Below are 18016 nucleotides of genomic sequence, written 5' to 3'. Positions count from 1 at the left end.
GGATGTTCACCGTCGCCGATGCCCGCCGCTGCGCCGTCGATTTGTTTATGCAGTCGGCAATACTGAAAACGCAGCCCCGCTCGTCTTTAACGCTCGATGCGGATGTCCTGCTGCAGCACTTTCTCAATAAGCCGCGGGCATGGCTTTTTGCCCATGATGACGCCGATATTTCTCCGATACGGGAAGCCTTTTACGCGGCGGCAGAGCGGCGCTGCACCGGTTTACCCATTGCCTATATCACCGGCGAAAAAGACTTTTGGGGGCTTCCCTTTCACGTGAGTCCCGATGTACTGATCCCCAAGCCCGACACCGAACTGCTGGTAGAGCGGAGCCTCACCGTCATAAGAGAAAAAACGGCGGCTCTCCGGCAGGATCAAACCTTGTTCATACTCGACCCCTGCACCGGATCGGGCTGCGTCGCAATATCCATTTTACATACGCTTGAAGCTGAAGGCATACGAAATCTCTGCTGCATTGCCGCCGATATTTCTCCCGCCGCCCTCGCCATAGCCCGCCTCAATGCAGAGCGGCTCCTGTCCGCTGAAACACAAACGCGGCTTCATATCATCGAAGGCGATATGCGCGCATTGCCGGAAACCATCGCCCGCTTTCAGAAGCTGCTGCGGTTGGGCACAACCCCCTTTCCCAAAGGTGCCGATAGAACATCCTCGCCACCTCTGAGTGCCGAAAACCTCCGCTTCGACCTCATCGCTGCCAATCCGCCGTATGTACCCTCCGCACTGACGCAGGAACTACTCAAAGACGGGCGGAATGAACCGGCATTAGCCCTCGACGGCGGCTCCGACGGTCTTGATTTTATACGGATTTTGACAAATAATACCCGTACTGTCCTAAACCGCAACGGAGTCCTTTTAAGCGAGGTAGGAGAATACCATGCCCAAGCCGCCCGTCGGCTCTTTGAAACCGCAGGCTTTTCGGACATCCGTATCCATCAAGATTTAGCAGGCCAAGACAGACTAATCGAAGGCGAACACGATGGTAGAAAAAGTTGAAAACCTAAGCAGTCTTGAACATTTTTTTGCGCAGTATCCCTGTTATGCGGAAGCGGAAAGTCCTGAAGACGCCGCTCGGATTACCGCGGCATGGAATCTTTTGCTTACAAACCGTATACCCGATACGGCAGCTGACGCCCCCATTCCGCACGACGCCGCCCATTCGCTGCGTATGGCGCACAGCCTTGCCGCACTTGAAATGGATTCCGAAAGTATCATCTGCGCGCTGCTCTACAGCGAAGACGGCAGCTTTACGTTACCGGAGGAGCAACTGCGTGCTCAATTCGGGAATACGGCCGCGGATATTTTGAATGCGGCGGCAAAGTTCTCCGATGTAAAGCTGTATAACAAAAGCAAAGAACATACCGATACCGTGTGCAAAATGTTCTTCTCCCTCGTAAGCGACTTACGGGTTATGATTATCCAACTTGCCGACCGGCTCGATAAGATTCGGTATATTTCCGAATATCCTGCCGAGCGGCAGCGCGGTATCGCCCGAGAAATCAGCGAAATCTGGGCGCCGCTTGCCCAGCGGATGGGTATTTCCACCGTTCAAAATGAGCTTGAAGATTTAAGCCTCAAATACATTAACCGCGAGGCCTTCGATCAGATAAAAGACGTTGTTGCGGCAAAGAAAAAAGAACGGGAAGCCTTTTTACAAAGCACCGAAAAAACAATCTATCAAACGATGGAAAAATCGGGAATCAAGGTTAAGGTGCAGAGCCGCGCCAAACACTTTTGGTCTATCTATCAAAAAATGAAAAAGCGGAACAAGGCGGCGGATGAATTGTACGACCTCCTCGCGGTGCGGATTTTATGCACCACCGTGAACGAGTGCTATACCATCCTCGGCTTGATGCACACGGTATGGAAGCCGCTTGAAGGTCGCTTCAAGGACTACATCGCGATGCCGAAAGCGAACGGCTATCAAAGTCTCCACACCACCGTTATCTGTAAAGGCGGGCAAACCTTAGAAATCCAAATCCGCACGCACGAAATGCACGAAATAGCCGAGCGCGGCGTTGCAAGCCACTGGGTGTATAAAAAACACAGCAAGAACAAAACGGCAAACGAGCAGGAATTATCTTTTGTGCAGCAGGTCAAGTCGCTCGCGCAACAGCGCTTTAATAATGAAGAATTCCTTGCGGAACTCAAAAGCGATTTATTAAGCGATTCGATTTTTGTGTTTACGCCTAAAGGTGATATTATCGAGCTGCCCGCCGGTGCAACCGCCGTCGATTTTGCATACCGTATCCACTCGTCGATAGGGGAAAAGCTCGTATCCGCGAAGGCTGACGGCGCCATCATCCCGCTTTCTCGCCCGCTCAAAAACACGCAAGTGGTGGAGGTTATCACGCACCCGAACGCGCACCCCACGCACAACCAGTACGAAAACGCCCATACGACGCGGGCTCGTCAAAAAATCCGCGCATGGCTCCAACTGCACGAAAATCTCCTCCACACTGAAAAAGAAGAAAAAGGACAGCGAACGGATATTGCCGAAGATGCGACAAAAGAAGCACCACGGCCGCCCAAAGAAACACCAGAAGAAGCTGAAACGGCAAAACGAGAACTTGAATCAGCTCAAAAGGATCCCAAGAAGAATCCAGCATTGCGGATACGCATCGGCGGTTCTACCAACTTTCCCGTACGTTTTGCAGGGTGCTGCAAGCCGACCTCCGATTCCGCCATCTGCGGCTATGTCGCAAACGGAAGAGGAGTTATCATTCATAGGAAAAGCTGTATCAACCTCAAAAGAATCCCTGATTTGGAAGCCCGCCTCATCGACGTTGAGTGGGATATAAAAGAAAGCAAACAGAAAAATCCCGAAAAAATGCAGAAAAAAATTAAGCCGCATAAGTAATCCGTTCGATATTAAAGGTATGAAAAAGAACGGTATTATTACGGTTATTGCGCTTATCGGCTTCCTGTTTCCCGTATTCGGGGCGGATTTAGAGCTTGACCAAAGCGATCTTGCGGTTATTCAAGACCCTAAGGGCGCCGGATATCACTTTTATATTCGAAAAAAGCCCGATATCGCTTCCATCTTGATGACGGAGACGACAAAGGATCCTCAAAATCGGCTCGATAACTTTGCATACCGCGATTTCCAATACAACAGCATTAACGGCGATGAAAAACGTATCCTGAACGGCAAAGAGCTGGATACCCGCGGAAAGCGGCTTTACAGCCTGATAGACTCCAGCCCGGAAAAAGACACGCCGCTCGGCGAAGCATTTCATATCTGGGTACCGTATATTATCTGTTACGGCTATGAATGGGACAGACACGGCGAAGTGCAGGTATTGGACGGCACGTTTTTTAATATCCGCGCATTTGAAAAGCCGTATGCCGATTATACCGGCTCTTTTAGCGATAACCCCTTCGTCCTCCGTGTAACGCAAAAATCGATTAAGGAAGTGCATGATCCGGCTTTTAGCGAACCGGCTGCTACGGCTTTTTCGGAACTTGCCCGTTTGAGCGGCAATAAACTGATCTATTCAAAGAATGTTGACGGTATTATGCCGTCGATTGAAGTCATCTTGACACCAAAGAAGCGCAAGAACCTCGATGTGGTGTTTGTTATCGATGCAACCGAAAGTATGAAGGATGATATACAAAAAGTCAGAGAGCTGCTTGCAATCTCATTGAAAAAGATACTTCCCAAGTATGATTCATACCGGATAGGGCTTGTCCTTTATAAGGACTACTATGATGATTTTTTGACTAAAACCGCAACCGATTTTACCTCGGATATCGATCGTTTTTCCGCTGCGCTCAAGAGCTTTAGCGTATTCGGCGGCCGCGACATCCCCGAAGCGGTTTACGAAGGCATCGATGCGGGACTCGACCTTGAATGGCGCACCGATACGGACACCGACCGTAAACTGATCCTTATCGGCGATGCCCCACCCCACCCCCGCCCTCAAGGCTCAATTACGAAAGAGGGCGTTATCGAAGCGGCAAAGGCAAAGGATGTAAAACTGTTCCCGATTATTTTGCCGCATAATAAGACCTACTAGACCAACCTTTTGAAATATACGGCACATCTACTGCGTCGTACGGCAAAAAAGTGTCCTCAACGTATCAAAGATACGCCTGCGGTACTTTTTTGCCTAACTCCTTGTATCTGTACCGTCTATTTCAAAAGGCTTACGGAAACTATGTTGCTACTGAAAATCCTCAACGTATCAATTCCGCCAAGGATGGCGGTGGCTCTGGTCAGTAGCGTGTTTGCGGTACTTTTTTGTACGCTCCTAGCATTTTCAGAACGGACACGGATGTCCGTGGTTCCATACAGCAGCGATGTTTTTGTGGAACAAAAACTCGCGTCCAGAAGTGTACACGGAGGTATACTTCTGGACAGGCTATTTTCAAAAGGCTTACGGAAAGGCTGTTTTACTATGTTGCTACTCCGTTAAAAAGGCCGCTTCGTATTCGCCGTTAGTAATAGTGCTGATAGGTAAACTCTCATAGCGGATATCGTATACGTCATTCATATCGCCAAGGTTGGTAACATGATCATATTTTTCATATAAGAAACCGATCCGGTGATCCTGCTGCATCACCATTGTCGAATACCCGCTCTCTCCGGTAAATACTTGATATTTTTTCTACTTGGTACTGTCTGCCAATGCCAAAAGACTGATGTTCTCTTCTATTACGCGCCAGTAGATGCCTACATCCATACGGATGTTCGGTTCAGATCCTCCCTTGGGGTGCCGTTTTGAGGATAAAGGAATAGACTGCAATGCAAGATATACCGGAGCTTTCGTATCGGTTTTACGAACCTTTATAATACATATTTCACCGTTCGTACCGCGTTCATTTTCGAGCAGCATACTTTGAGCATTTTCCCAATGCCCGTTTGCGGTTCCTTCATTTATATAAGTGAAGATATTAAAGAGACGTCCGTTCTCAGTGCGGCTTGAAAGCAATACTCTGCCGTCGGGAAGCTCTTCAACCTTGGCTTCATCACCGTTCGGTATCGGCGACACCGTTGCATCACCGAGAACCTGCCATGTTTCACCGAAATCGTCAGAGTACAATACGGCATTTCCGAAGAGCGCGACTTTGGCTTTTCCAGAGGGAGCTTTTGATGTCTTTTTAACTAACAGGGCTGCATAAATACGATAATACTTATCTTTTTTTATCTTGCGAGACTGCATAATCTTCCCCGAACCGAAAAAGAGCGTTCCCCAATCACCGTTTAAACCGTAAATGGAAGTCGTAATTTCCTCAGGCTGTGTAAACGTTTTACCTCCGTCTAAGGAACGGAGCTTAACAACTTTAAGCCGTGTATTTGCATCTCCTGCTGTATAATGTCCGTAGCGGGTATCCCCGTGAGCGCAAATAATCAGTACATTATCCGAGTCCCTATCTGCCACGATAGCGGCATCTCCATAACCGTATTTCACGGGATTATCCGGTGTATTTGTAATTTTTGTACTGCTGCTATCCCATGTCAAGCCGTTATCGGTAGAGCGTTTAACCATTACATCCACGCGATGGATATGGGAGTCTTGCCCCCATTCCCCATTAGGCCCGAACTTACCGATATCGGCAGTATGATTGTATCGTAAATCCGTAATGGCAATCAGCGTCCCGTCTTTTGTCTGTGCCAATGCCGGAATTCGAAAATAGTTTGTCGCTCCTTCAGTTTTCTTACTTTCCCATAACTCCTTTTTTAAAAGACTTTTAGGAGTCCATTTTGCATAAAGCGTTATATCTGCCGTAACGGTATCGGAGGCCGTATTCCATTGAGTATTGCAATTTTTATCTTTATACCAGCCGGAAAAATTCCATGTCCGGTGCGTAGGATTCGGTATATCAGTTGCAGGAATAGTATGATTTTTAATAACAGTTACCGGAGCCGGTGGAGTGGTAAGTCCACGCGTATCAAACCTTACGGTAAAACGAACATCACTCCATTTTGCATACAGTGTTATATCTCCGGTAACGATGTCTGAATCTATATCCCATTTATTGGCACAGACCGCCTCTTTATACCATCCATCGAAGTTTTTATCATCAGGAATATCTTCAGGCGGCGGTAATTGATCGGGCCTTAATTTACTGTTTTTAGTCACGGTAATCGTCGCGGTACCGGCAGGCAGCGAACCGAATCCCTGCACATCAAACCTTACTGTTACATTTCCCGGGCTCGGAGGAATAGGCGGCTGTGATGGGGAAGAAGCATTACGCCATTTTGCATAGAGCGTAATATCCGCTGTAACGGTATCACTATTATAGTTCCACGGCTGTGCACCGGCAGGGTCTTTAAACCAGCCGTCAAAGCTTTTATTTGTGGGGATAGCCGTAGGCGAAGGTATTTGCGCTGCGGTGAGCTTACTCCCTTCCGCAACCGTAAGCATCGCCGGAGCAGTACCAATGCCTTGCGTATTAAAGGTAACCGTATACGCCCTCAGAGAAGGATTGCGACACCCGCTAATTATAAACACACCGGCAAGAATAAAAACAAGGGAAAAAAATCTTTTCACACACGGCTCCTTTAAAATCGATCTTTCTAACACTATCAATATGATTAAAAGTAAAATGCAGCCTACATACAAGGAATAAGATTATAAGAAGTTACAGAATTACATTATCTTGCATAGAATGAAAAATATGCGTACACTTCCTTATTATGGAGAGCTTACAAACCGAAGCGATGCAGCGGATTGCTGCGTTTAAAAAACAAATGGCCGTATCCGTCATCGGGCAGGAACAGCTGATCGACGATATTCTGGTCGCATATATTGCGGGCGGGCATGTGCTGCTGGAAGGAGCGCCCGGCCTTGCTAAAACCTTAACGGTACGGACATTCGCCGATCTTTCACAGTTAAGTTTTAAACGCATCCAGTTTACTCCCGACTTACTGCCTGCCGACCTTACCGGAACGCTCATTTTTGATTCTATCGCACACCGCTTTTCGGTACGCAAAGGGCCGCTATTTGCACATCTGGTACTGGCCGATGAAATCAATCGGGCGCCGGCAAAGGTTCAGTCCGCGCTGCTCGAGGCGATGGCGGAAGGACAAGTTACCATCGGCGAAACGAGCTATCCGCTTCCCGAACCGTTTTTCGTGCTCGCAACCCAAAACCCGATAGAACAGGAAGGTACCTACCCTCTTCCCGAAGCGGAACTCGACCGCTTCCTGTTTAAACTCTTCGTCCCCTATCCTAAGCCGGCGGATGAGCTGGTCATCATGTTGAAAAGCGAGAACATCACCGCTTCGGCAAAAAAAACACAGACGCCCGAAACCGAATCGATTCTTTCCGTCGACACGCTTCATACCATCCGCAAAGGAGTTGAATCCGTACGCTGTACGGAAGGCCTGCACGAATACATTATCTCGTTGGTTACGGCGACCCGCCCCATCATCGAAAAACGCGAAGAGCTGCCCCGCGGGAGCTACCTCAGCTACATCACCGTCGGAGCATCCCCCCGCGCAAGCATCGCCCTTTACCGATGCTCAAAGATACGGGCGTTTTTAAACGGACGCGACTATGTCCTGCCCGAAGACGTAAAGGCACTCGCCTACCCCATCCTGCGCCACCGCTTAAAGCTTTCGTATGAAGCGAGCGCGGAAAATATTAGCGCCGATGAAATTATCGCCGAGCTGCTCGAACTTATCCCGCAGCCGTAATAGGAGCCGGTTATCAGCGGCTTTATAGAAAGAAGCGCAGCGTAATGGTACAATAAAATTACGAGACGCCTTACTTTTGGAGGAATTATGAATAAAGAACTTGACGCCGTAGCGCTTTCGATACGGAGCCTTTCAATCGATGCAATCGAAAAAGCTAATTCCGGCCATCCCGGGCTTCCGCTCGGAGCCGCCGAACTCGCAGCGGTGCTGTACGCAAAAATTTTACGGCATAATCCGAAAAATCCCCAATGGGTAGACCGAGACCGGTTCATCTTGTCGGCAGGACACGGGTCTATGCTCTTGTATGCCGCGCTGCATCTTGCCGGTTACGATCTTTCGCTTGACGATATCCGCTCGTTCCGGCAGATCGGTTCCCGCTGCGCAGGACATCCCGAATACGGCCTCACCCCCGGCGTCGAAGCCACCACCGGGCCGCTCGGTCAGGGCATTTCTACCGCAGTCGGTATGGCAATTGCCGAAGCGATGCTTGCAGCGCGGTTCAACACCGAAGAGTACCGCATTGTCGATCACTACACCTACGCGCTGGTGGGAGAAGGCTGTTTAATGGAAGGCGTTTCTTCCGAAGCATCGAGCCTTGCCGGTACGTTGAAACTCGGTAAGCTCATTGTATACTATGATAAAAACAATATTACGATAGACGGTTCAACCGATATCGCCTTTACCGAAGATGTTACAAAGCGGTACGAGGCTTACGGCTGGCAGGTGCTGCACGGGTCGATGTATTCCTACAGCGATATAGAAAAGCTCACTGCGGAAGCAAAAAAAGATCCCCGTCCCTCGCTTATCATACTTGATTCGGTAATCGGAAAGGGAGCGCCCGCCGTTGAGGGAACCGCCGCCGCACACGGAGCGCCGCTCGGTCAAGAGAAGCTGGCGCAGGCAAAGAAGACGCTGGGCATTGATCCTGCAGAACAGTTCTTTGTCGCCCCCGAAGCCTACCGTTATTTTGAAGAGCGGCAAAAGGAGTTTGCTCAAGCGGAAGCAGACTGGAATAGTCGCTTTGCCGCGTGGAGTGCTGCCTATCCCGAGCAGCGCAAAGAATGGGATCGCAGCTTTGTGCAAGGCGGTATCGACCAAGCCGTACTCGACGGTGTTGCCGATCCTGTCTTTAAAAAAGATGAGATGATTGCGACGCGGGCGGCTTCTAAAACCGCACTGAATGCTTTTGCAAAGGCATTTCCGAATCTCGTCGGCGGTTCGGCGGACTTGCAGGGACCGAATGCGGTCGCCTTACAGGATACCCAATCGTTTACCGCCGCAACACCGCAGGGACGGTATATCCACTTCGGTATCAGAGAATTCGCGATGGCAACGATTACCAACGGTATTCAGCTGCACGGCGGTTTCCGCGCCTTCTGCGCAACCTTTGCCGTGTTCTCCGACTATCTGCGTCCGGCGCTCCGGCTTGCGGCGCTGATGCGCATCCCTTCTATTTTTGTATTGACCCACGACTCCATCTTTGTCGGCGAAGACGGCCCGACCCATCAGCCGGTGGAAACACTCGCAAGTCTCCGCGCCATTCCTAACCTACTGGTACTCCGCCCTGCCGATGCGGAAGAAACCGCCGCCGCATGGAGAATTGCGCTGGAACAGAAAGACCGGCCGGTCTGTTTAATACTGAGCCGCCAGAATCTGCCCATACTGGAAAAAGCCGAACCTCAGTGGAAAGCTCTGATGAAAACCGCCGGCAGCTATATCGTAAAAGGCACCGACGGCGATCCTGAGATAACCGTGCTTGCGACCGGTTCCGAGGTCAGCCTCGCCTGCGAAGCCGCTCAGCTTGCCGCCCCGAAAAAAGTACGGGTTGTTTCCGTTCCGTCGAAAGAGCTTCTGGAAGCGCAAACATCTTCCTGTAAAGCGCGGCTAGTCGGTAACAACGGCCGTGTGATGGTTGCGGAAGCGGGAGTTAAACAGGGCTGGGAAGGCTGGGTACAGTCGCCGGAAAAGGATATTTTCTCGATAGAACGTTTCGGCGAATCGGGTCCCGCAAAAAAAGTTGCGGAACACCTCGGATTTACCGCCGAAGCGCTTGCCGCCAATATTAAAGACTTCGGTTAATCGAATAAAAGGACTGCGTTTACAGCAGGGCAAACAAGAGGGCTATCTTCGATAGCGGAAATGCTCCGATAGAACTGTAAACGCAAGAAAGGCGATAAATTTAAAAGGAGAGACAATGAAACATACAAAGAGACTCATAGTTATTTTGCTATTGAGTATATGCTTTGCGCCGGTTTTTACTCAAACCATTCAAAACGGAGTACTCGATCTCCGCAGAAGCAACTTCGACGATACTCAAAGCATGGTAATAAGCGGCAGGATGGGATTCTATAATCGCCGGTTACTTTCTTCACCGGAAGATGTACGTAACCCTACGGTATTTATCGAATGTCCTAAAGAATGGAGCGCAACCGTTTTATCCGACGGAACAAAGATGTCTGCATTCGGATACGGTACTTATACTCTGCAGATTTTATTACCGGAACAACATCCCGAATTAGCAATACAATTTTCTTCTCCGGTTTCCGCATGGAGCCTCTATGTAAATGGAGAGTTGCAAGCCCATTCAGGACAAGTCGGAGCTTCACGGGAAGCATCTGTCCGTGGCGAAGCAAATATTCTCTATTATATTCCGAAAGATCTAACCGAAGTATGCATGGCGATTCAAGTTTCAAACTTTTTTCATTCACGCGGAGGTATTTACCAAACCATTAAATTTTCGACAAAAGCAAAAGCCGACAGTGCCGATTTCGCATTCCTGTTTATTGAGATTTTCGTCTTCGGCTTTGGTGTCGCAATTATTCTGTATCATCTTGCGCTCTATCTATTTCAACCTGATAATAAAAGCGTCTTATGGTTTGTGTTCTTCAGTATTCTCGTCGTTCTCCGCAACATGGTAAAAGGACCCGTCTTTAGAATCCTCTTTTCTTCTTTATCATGGAATATCGATACTAAAATCGACTACCTTACCTTTGCATTGCTCAGCTTTTCCGTAGTCGGTTATTTTGCGACTCTCTATCCTAAAGATACTCATAAAATTATTAACCGTATCATTATGATTGAGGCGTTGGGGTACTCAGCGTTTATTTGTGTAACACCGTCTTATATCTACGGAAAACTCATACAAGTTCATCAATTAGTGATTGTTATGATTATCGTCTATGTCATTTATTTGATCATCAAGCTGCTCATACGTAAACGGGAAGGAGCAATATTTATTGTTATCGGTATTATCATTCTGACAATTTTCACGTTAAACGATTTATTTTATAGTATGATGCTCGTTCCTACAGGAAATTTATTGCCGTTCGGTTTTTCCGCATTTTTATTAGCGCAGGCGTTCGGTTTTGCATGGAAAACGCACATTTACAATCGTCAAAGCGAGGAGATAAAAATACAACTGTCGGATTCCGACAAGCAGAAAACACTTTTATTTAATGAGATCAGACACACCAGCGATAAACTGCAGCGGCAAGAGACGGTTCTGTCACAAAACATGGACGGAGCAGAACAGGCAATGCAGGCATTATCGCTTCAAGTTCAAACGTTAAGATCTGAAATATCCGAGCAAAGCAATCAACTTCGGAGTACGCAAAATGCAACCGACAGCTTTAATGCTTTTTTGAATACAATGCGGCAAGGAATTGAACGGCAATCGGATGCGGCAGAAGAAACGGTAACACAGATTAAGCAGTTGAACAATGCTACTAACGGACTAACGGAAAAATTCAACGAAATAAATCATAATTTTTCATACATCCGCGAAGCAAGCGATGCCGGTAAACATCATTTGATAACGGTTACGGATATCATCAATGCTATTTACGAAAGCTCGGAAAGTCTACTGGAGACAAACCAAATTATTACCGCCATTGCAGAGCAAACGAATTTATTGGCAATGAACGCGGCAATAGAGTCCGCTCATGCCGGAGAAGCGGGAAAAGGCTTCGCGGTCGTTGCCGATGAAATACGGAAACTTGCAGAAAACTCCGCGTATGAGGCCGATAATACCGGTAAGATTTTAAAGCACATCAATAAAAGCATTAAAGATTCCGCAGAGGCTTCGGATGTGTTGCGAAAAAGTTTTGAAAATATCAATATGCAGGTCAATAACTTTCAGACAATATTAGGAGATATTTCATCGTTTTTAAAAGACGTCGATGTACAGGCCGAAGAAATGAACAGCGCTATGCAATCGCTGGCGGATCAATCCATTGATGTACAAGAGGAACAAGCGGAAGTAGCCGAACTCAGAAATAAAATCAATGAAAGCTTTACCAACTTATTGCAAGCGACCGAAAAAGTACATACGGAAATCGCGGCTATGTTCACAAATATCAAAAGCCTCAATGATGCAGTTCAGACAACACGCGGGGTAGAAGCTGAAACGAGCGAATCAATCGGTACGCTCAATGCACTGATTACACACACCGATCATCTGAACAACATCCAAATGAATGAATAGCTTAGATGAATGAAAGCATCCCTTAAAAACTGAAAGCCTATCGGCTTTGCGGAGGGCGGATCATTTTTTACGAGATGCCCATGTTCTACCACGTAAACGTTCCCTTCAACCATAGAGCGCTGATCTTGTGTAAGGCCGCAAAGTCGCCCTTGCCGTCGTAGCCTTTGGTGTACACATCCCCGCCGAGTGCAAAATTGATATTATCGGTGAGGGCATAGCTAACCGAATAGGTGCTGGATGTACTGCCGTAGTTTATATCGATAACGCCGCTTGCCGAAAGCTTGAGCGTATCGCGCAAAAATGTTTTGCTTACATTGAGGCTGACAAAGCCCTTGTGCATCGGCCGCTCTATATCGTTTTTATGATTGAGGATGAGGTCTTCAAAATACTGAGCGCTCAGCGTCCACGAACTCTTGATCCAGTCAATGCCGGCGAGCATCAGCAGCTGGTGTTTTTTTATTGCTTGATCAAACTGAACATGCATTGCACGATCCGTAAATGTAATACCCTTTATCAAATTTGCTTGTTTTGGCTCAAACTTACGGTCTCCCACCAAAGCTGTTTCCAAACGTATTGTTACATCACCTGCCGGAATTGCCGCATCAAATCCAGCCATCCAGATACGATTATAACAAGTATCAAGAATCAGCTCCGCTTTTTCCTTTGCAGGGATAAACTTATTCAGAATAGGATGAAAAGGCAGCGAAGGATTAGCTAATTGCCCTTCCCATTCACCCCGTTTCATAAACTCAGGTATCTTATCCCAGCCGTAGAAGCCTGAAACGGAAAAATCGATGCCGGGCAAAAAGAAGGAGAAACGGGCGGCGGCTTCCGTGTCGGTAAACATCTTTGGTTTTGCGCTTTCCGTTTTTGTATAATGAACAGGGACTGTTCCGAACGGCGTACTAAAAGTATCCGGCGTGTCGATGTAGTACAGCCCGTCTTTGGCGCCCTCTTCAAAGCCGAAGCGCGGCAGCTTGTTCGGCGTAAAAAACGGCACGGCGACCGCTTCAAACGTAAACAGATCGTGAAAAAAACGTAGGCGGACGCTGTCCGACGGAAGCCGCGCATCATCGCCGCTAAAGGCGATAAACTCCGAGCTGTCCCGCGCACTTAACACATCGGTGAGTCTAAATCCGTCAGCCTGTCCCCACGCAATAACCTGCCGCCCGACACTGATATCCCAGATATCGCCGGAATAGCGGTAATACGCTTCGTTCAGCCGAAAGCCCGTGCGCGCAGGATTACGATAATTGTATTCGGTAGCGGCGGACATAACCGCATAAGAAGAACCGGCAGAGACCTCACCTTTTATCTGTGCGATAGAACGGGACGCGCCGTATTCAAGCTTCTTTTCAGCACCGTTCCAACGCACTCCGTGCAGCGTTTCAATTTTGCCGCTTACTGTAAAGACAGGTTTTGCAGTGTCATCTTCCAAATCGGTAGAAAATTCATCATCTGTTGAATCACCGACTATGTCATCAGCGGTTTGTAATTCAGAGCCGGTACCGGGAGACGAATCCGCTGCTTGAGCTGTTCCTGCCTTTCCGTCTACACCTGCAGCCTCCTGCGCACTGCATGGAAACGTCAATACAAAAAACAGCGTACAAAATGTAATGCCTAACAAGAATGATTGTCCGTATTTCCGTATTATACTCATATTGTCATTACTCCTTTTTTTTCAATAGTTGTATCCTATCAATTTACCGGTTGTCCGTATTCCCGCTTCTCAATGTACTTTCCATGTAAGCCTTAGAAAGAAAACAAAAATTGTATAAGCATTACAATACCTGTTTGAACTAAAGAAAAAAGTGGAACCATTATAAACGGCCACAATAAAAAATGTTCGGGTATTCCGATAACCTTCATCCAATTTTTTGTTTGATAGGTTGGATGATCTTCCGTTCCCGGAATGACAATCAGCTTAGTCCACTTTTGGAATAAAAGACAATCCAACAAGAAAAAATCGCCGAAATTCACAACAATCCAATGAATATATGCAGTCCAAAACAATGCCCTAAACGTATGAATTCCGCCATGCAATGCACTTATTACTCCATAAAGCCAGCACGCTCCCATTACTATCACCGTAAATATTTTATTTACCCGTTTTTCTTTCTTATTCATTGGCTCAGGAGCAGCTTTTTGAATCCCCTTAGGATATGAATCCATCAAATATCTCGGGTTTGCTATTACAAGAGCCGCCGCCGAACCGTTAAATATGGCAGCCATCGCTATACCATCCAATACTGCCCTGATTATATCCATTGAAAACCTCTTTTTGAAAAAACCTGTCCAGAAGTGTACATCCGTGTACATTTTTGAGCTGCAAGTTTGCAAGCAAACTTGTTACTGCATAGAACCAGCGGCGTCCGTGCCGCTTCTGATACATTGAACATTTTCAGTAGCAGCATATAAAAAATAACCCTTTCCGTAAGCCTTTTGAAAATAGACGGTGTAGATCCGAGGCGCGAGAAAAAATTAACCGCAGGCGTATCTTTGATACGTTGAGGATTAATTTTTTCGCAGCAACGAAGGAGATACATCGTATATTTTCAAAAGGTTATCTGATTTTTCCTTCTTCCAGAGAATTCACCCTAAAATACGAGTCTGAAATGTTTTTATTGAACTCGTGCTTGAGCGTTTCAATAACGGTTGTGTGCTTTTTTTGCAGATTATTCATTTCCATTTTACCGGCAGTCCAAAAGCCGTCTTTTTTTTCGATACCGCTTACCGTAAGCACTTTCAGCAGCGCGCCCTGCTCATCGTAAAATTCCGCCTTTACCTGCACCAGCGATTCCTTATCAATCCAGGAAACATACTTTGAGTACATCGATTTTTTTACCGGAACCGATTCAACTTTCCAACAGTTTTTCCCATCTACGGTTTCTTCTGCAAGCAATGTGTACGTGTAGTCATCGATCTTGTGCCCGCTTATATCATCGTAGGTAAAATCGGTACCCATAAAATAGTCCTGACTTGAAGAGCCGGAAATGCGTTTTGACTTTTTAAGCGCAGGCATATAAAGCCAGCGGTCATCGTTTTTCGAAGCATCATCATACGAGAAAGAAAGATAACCAACGCCCTTTACATCGGCAGGCAGCATAAACACCATCACCGTTTTCTTTTCGCTACCGTAATCTTTTGAATATGCAGTAACTTCGCGTACCCGTTTTTTTCCACCGGAATTGATGAGCGTCATTCGCATCGTAAACGAATCGGTTGCAGCTTTTTCGCGTTTATCAACCTTTTGCATAATCTCTTTACCCGTCAACTCTTGCGCAAATGCAAGGCTTAGGGACATCGCTACAAATACAGTCAGCGCAATCAAATGTTTTGTTGTTTTCATACTATCATTTCTCCTCTTTTCCAAACGGTTTGCTGATGTAAATCAATACCGGCGTCATCAAATAGTCGGCGGCGAGCGCAGACAAAAGACCGACTGCAGCCAATACACCGAGACGTAGAATCGCATCAATCTTACACGTAAGATACACTAAAAATGTTGCAGACAAAATAATCGTTGTCATCGCAAGTGTCTTTCCGATGGAATAAAACGTCTTGAAAATTACACGGTCATAAGATTTCTCTTTATCAAAAAGATATTTGGTATGGTTTGTAAAATGAATGGTGTCATCGACGGCAATACCGAGGATCATCGGCATAATCGCCATCGTTATGATATCCAACGGAATACGCAGATACCCCATAATCGCGCCGATGACAATGACGGGAAAGATATTCGGGATAAGCCCGATAAGTCCCATCTTAACACTGCCGAACACAAGCATCATTAAAATTGCAATCGCAACGAGTGAAGTTAAAAAAGAATACAATTCGCCGAATACGATTTTGTTGTTCAATTCCGCAAATTGTACGGCGGCTCCGATTAAATGACAATCGGCCTGCGGAAACAGTTCCGCGCATGTTTCCTCAATGGTTTTCATATTCGATGCAAGTTCGTTCGCATCATACGAGGCAACATCAATCGCCATACGGAGCGTGCGGAAATCTTCATCAACCCAACGTGAAGTTTTGCCGCCGGAAATTTCGTACAAGAACAGCAGCTGGGTGAGCAACTCTTCATCATCAGGAATCGTGTAAAAGGCAGGATCATCGGAGTGCATCGTTTGATTCATTTCTTTGACTACATCTAAAATGGAAAAAATTTTCGGTACGCCGTTATTTAATTTTGTGAGTCTAAAGGTTCCGATAAGGGTGCTCAGCTCATCAAGTTTTTTAAGTACATCAGGATCTTTTACCGAATCGTCTTCATCAAAGGTGAGCATAATGTTGTAGTTAAAATAAGAGCCGAGCTGCGACTGCGTAATTTCATAAAGACGTTTAATATACGGAATGCGCAAGCCCATAAATTTAAAGCTATCCATATTGACATCTATTCTGAATAAGGCCGGAATACACGCAGCAGTGATGAGCGTAAATGCAGCGATGATTGCTTTGCGTCTTTTGATAACAGTACGCCCGAAGCGTTCAAACCGTGCATCCAATTTTTGAGCACGCGAGGCCTTTGCATTGTGAGCATTTGCCGAATCTTTACCGGCCTCAATATCTTTTCCGAAGCTCATCAAAATAGGAATAAGAACACTGACATAAATATACACGGCAAACACCATTGCAGCGCTTGCAGCCCCCATCCAGCGCATCGGTTTAAGGTCGGTCGTTAAAAACGACAACACCGAAACAACAGTAGTAACGACGGTAAAAAAGAGCGGCCACCCGGTATTTTCAATTGAATCGATTACTGCTTCTTTTCGTTTACCGATTACATAGAAACTGGTTTTAAACGAATTGACAAGGTGAATTGAATAACCGACCGAAAGCGCCATCGCAAGCACAATCGGAACCGACATCATTTCCGACTTTCCGGAAATGTGCAAAAAGCCCATGATGCCGAGTACCGTGGTAATACCGAAGAAGGTTGCGAACAACGGCACAATCGTTCCGCGGAGCGATCTTGTAAATATGATGAGCAAGATAATCATACAGAGAAAACTCAATCCTACGCTTTTTGTGGTCTCGTGTCCCATCACTACTTTTTCTTCCGTTTCGGTATAGGGAAGCCCCGCAGGTTTTATCGTATACGCGGCGCTATGATATTTAGAATCGGTAACAATGTCGATTGCCGCTTCTCCGATAACGTACATCGGCGCCGTCGTCGAAGTTTTACTCCAGACTTCTTCAGGCGGTGTCGCCTTGAGCGACAGTACCAGCCATGTTTCCGTCGCATCCTGTGTTACGAGCTTATTAACAATCGACTTACGCGAAAGGATAAAGTCTTTGGCAGCCTTTAATGCGGCAGGATCGGAAGGAATACCGTCCCGAAACGGATTGGTGATTTCTATGCCTTCGTCCGTACCAACGGTAATATCCGTATCGGTAATCGAAGTGATGGAATCCGCATACGGTACTTTTTCCAAAAGTTCCGCGCCGATATCTTTAATCGCTTGGAGCACCTCCGGCTTAAATACATCGTCTGATTCAAAGAGCAGCACGATCGAATCGTTACTGCCGAACAATTCCTTAAACCGCGCATCATTCTTTTTTGTGCTTTCTTTTACGGTTAAAAACTCGTCTTCATCAGCCGAGCCGACCTTAAAACTTTTTACGCCTATAAGCCCCGCAACCGTTACAGTCGCAAGCAGAACCAAACAGAGCCAGCGGTATTTTAATTGAAACTTTGCAATCTTTTTAAAGAATAGATGCATCCCTTCAAGTTTCATGCCATGAACCTCTTACAATACTGAAATAGTAAACACTGTTTACTATTTCAGTATAAGATTCCCCTAGGAATTGTCAATAGGTATGATTGAATTTGCGATTTAGTTATTCTTCGGATCCGTTAAAACAATC

12 protein-coding genes are annotated in these 18016 nt (G+C 46.7%); 6 read left to right on the top strand and 6 right to left on the bottom strand.

Features of this window, described 5'->3' with window-relative positions; translation table 11 throughout:
• The first annotated feature begins 2 nt into the window (after positions 1-2).
• Genes prmC through QI63_RS10795 form a run of 3 tightly spaced genes read left to right on the top strand, consistent with a single transcriptional unit; the run spans position 3 to position 4036 of the window.
• Positions 3-1013, top strand: a complete 1011-nt coding sequence (gene prmC, locus QI63_RS10805; RefSeq protein WP_044016308.1) for a peptide chain release factor N(5)-glutamine methyltransferase — start codon at positions 3-5, stop codon at positions 1011-1013.
• Complete coding sequence (locus tag QI63_RS10800) at positions 997-2877, top strand: RelA/SpoT family protein (protein WP_044016306.1); 1881 nt, start codon at positions 997-999, stop codon at positions 2875-2877. The genes prmC and QI63_RS10800 overlap by 17 nt, the downstream gene beginning before the upstream one ends.
• Positions 2878-2896: 19 nt before the next feature.
• Positions 2897-4036, top strand: a complete 1140-nt coding sequence (locus QI63_RS10795; RefSeq protein WP_044016303.1) for a vWA domain-containing protein — start codon at positions 2897-2899, stop codon at positions 4034-4036.
• A gap of 387 nt (positions 4037-4423) precedes the next feature.
• Here QI63_RS10795 and QI63_RS13365 read toward each other — a convergent pair whose 3' ends face one another.
• Positions 4424-4579 (bottom strand): hypothetical protein, encoded by a 156-nt coding sequence (locus QI63_RS13365; RefSeq protein WP_235619698.1) that lies wholly within the window; start codon positions 4577-4579, stop codon positions 4424-4426.
• A gap of 48 nt (positions 4580-4627) precedes the next feature.
• On the bottom strand, positions 4628-6514 hold the full coding sequence (locus QI63_RS10790) for an InlB B-repeat-containing protein (protein WP_052185547.1): 1887 nt from the start codon (positions 6512-6514) through the stop codon (positions 4628-4630).
• A gap of 146 nt (positions 6515-6660) precedes the next feature.
• On the opposite strand from QI63_RS10790, the gene QI63_RS10785 reads away from it, so the two are divergent.
• From QI63_RS10785 to QI63_RS10775, 3 genes are all read left to right on the top strand, one after another.
• Positions 6661-7662, top strand: a complete 1002-nt coding sequence (locus tag QI63_RS10785; protein WP_044016302.1) for an AAA family ATPase — start codon at positions 6661-6663, stop codon at positions 7660-7662.
• Between the two features lie 87 nt (positions 7663-7749).
• On the top strand, positions 7750-9741 hold the full coding sequence (gene tkt / locus QI63_RS10780; RefSeq protein WP_044016299.1) for a transketolase: 1992 nt from the start codon (positions 7750-7752) through the stop codon (positions 9739-9741).
• Between the two features lie 115 nt (positions 9742-9856).
• Positions 9857-12145 (top strand): methyl-accepting chemotaxis protein, encoded by a 2289-nt coding sequence (locus QI63_RS10775; RefSeq protein WP_044016296.1) that lies wholly within the window; start codon positions 9857-9859, stop codon positions 12143-12145.
• Between the two features lie 85 nt (positions 12146-12230).
• On the opposite strand, the gene QI63_RS10770 is transcribed toward QI63_RS10775, so the two are convergent.
• From QI63_RS10770 to QI63_RS10750, 4 genes are all read right to left on the bottom strand, one after another.
• Positions 12231-13805 carry a DUF1302 domain-containing protein gene (locus QI63_RS10770; RefSeq protein ID WP_044016295.1) on the bottom strand — a complete coding sequence of 525 codons (1575 nt, stop codon included), beginning with the start codon at positions 13803-13805 and terminating at the stop codon, positions 12231-12233.
• A 92-nt stretch (positions 13806-13897) separates the two neighbouring features.
• Positions 13898-14413: a hypothetical protein gene (locus QI63_RS10765; RefSeq protein WP_044016293.1), complete on the bottom strand. Its 516-nt coding sequence runs from the start codon at positions 14411-14413 to the stop codon at positions 13898-13900.
• Positions 14414-14708: 295 nt separating this feature from the next.
• Entirely contained in the window at positions 14709-15494 is a 786-nt protein-coding gene (locus QI63_RS10755; RefSeq protein WP_044016289.1) for an outer membrane lipoprotein-sorting protein, read from the bottom strand.
• Positions 15495-15498: 4 nt separating this feature from the next.
• Complete coding sequence (locus QI63_RS10750) at positions 15499-17886, bottom strand: efflux RND transporter permease subunit (protein ID WP_044016286.1); 2388 nt, start codon at positions 17884-17886, stop codon at positions 15499-15501.
• Positions 17887-18016 lie beyond the last annotated feature (130 nt).

Origin of the sequence: Treponema sp. OMZ 838, from assembly GCF_000775995.1 — a bacterium.
Taxonomy (GTDB): domain Bacteria; phylum Spirochaetota; class Spirochaetia; order Treponematales; family Treponemataceae; genus Treponema.
The sequence above is the reverse complement of the archived record's forward strand: the minus strand, read 5'-3'. Positions and strand labels throughout refer to the sequence as shown.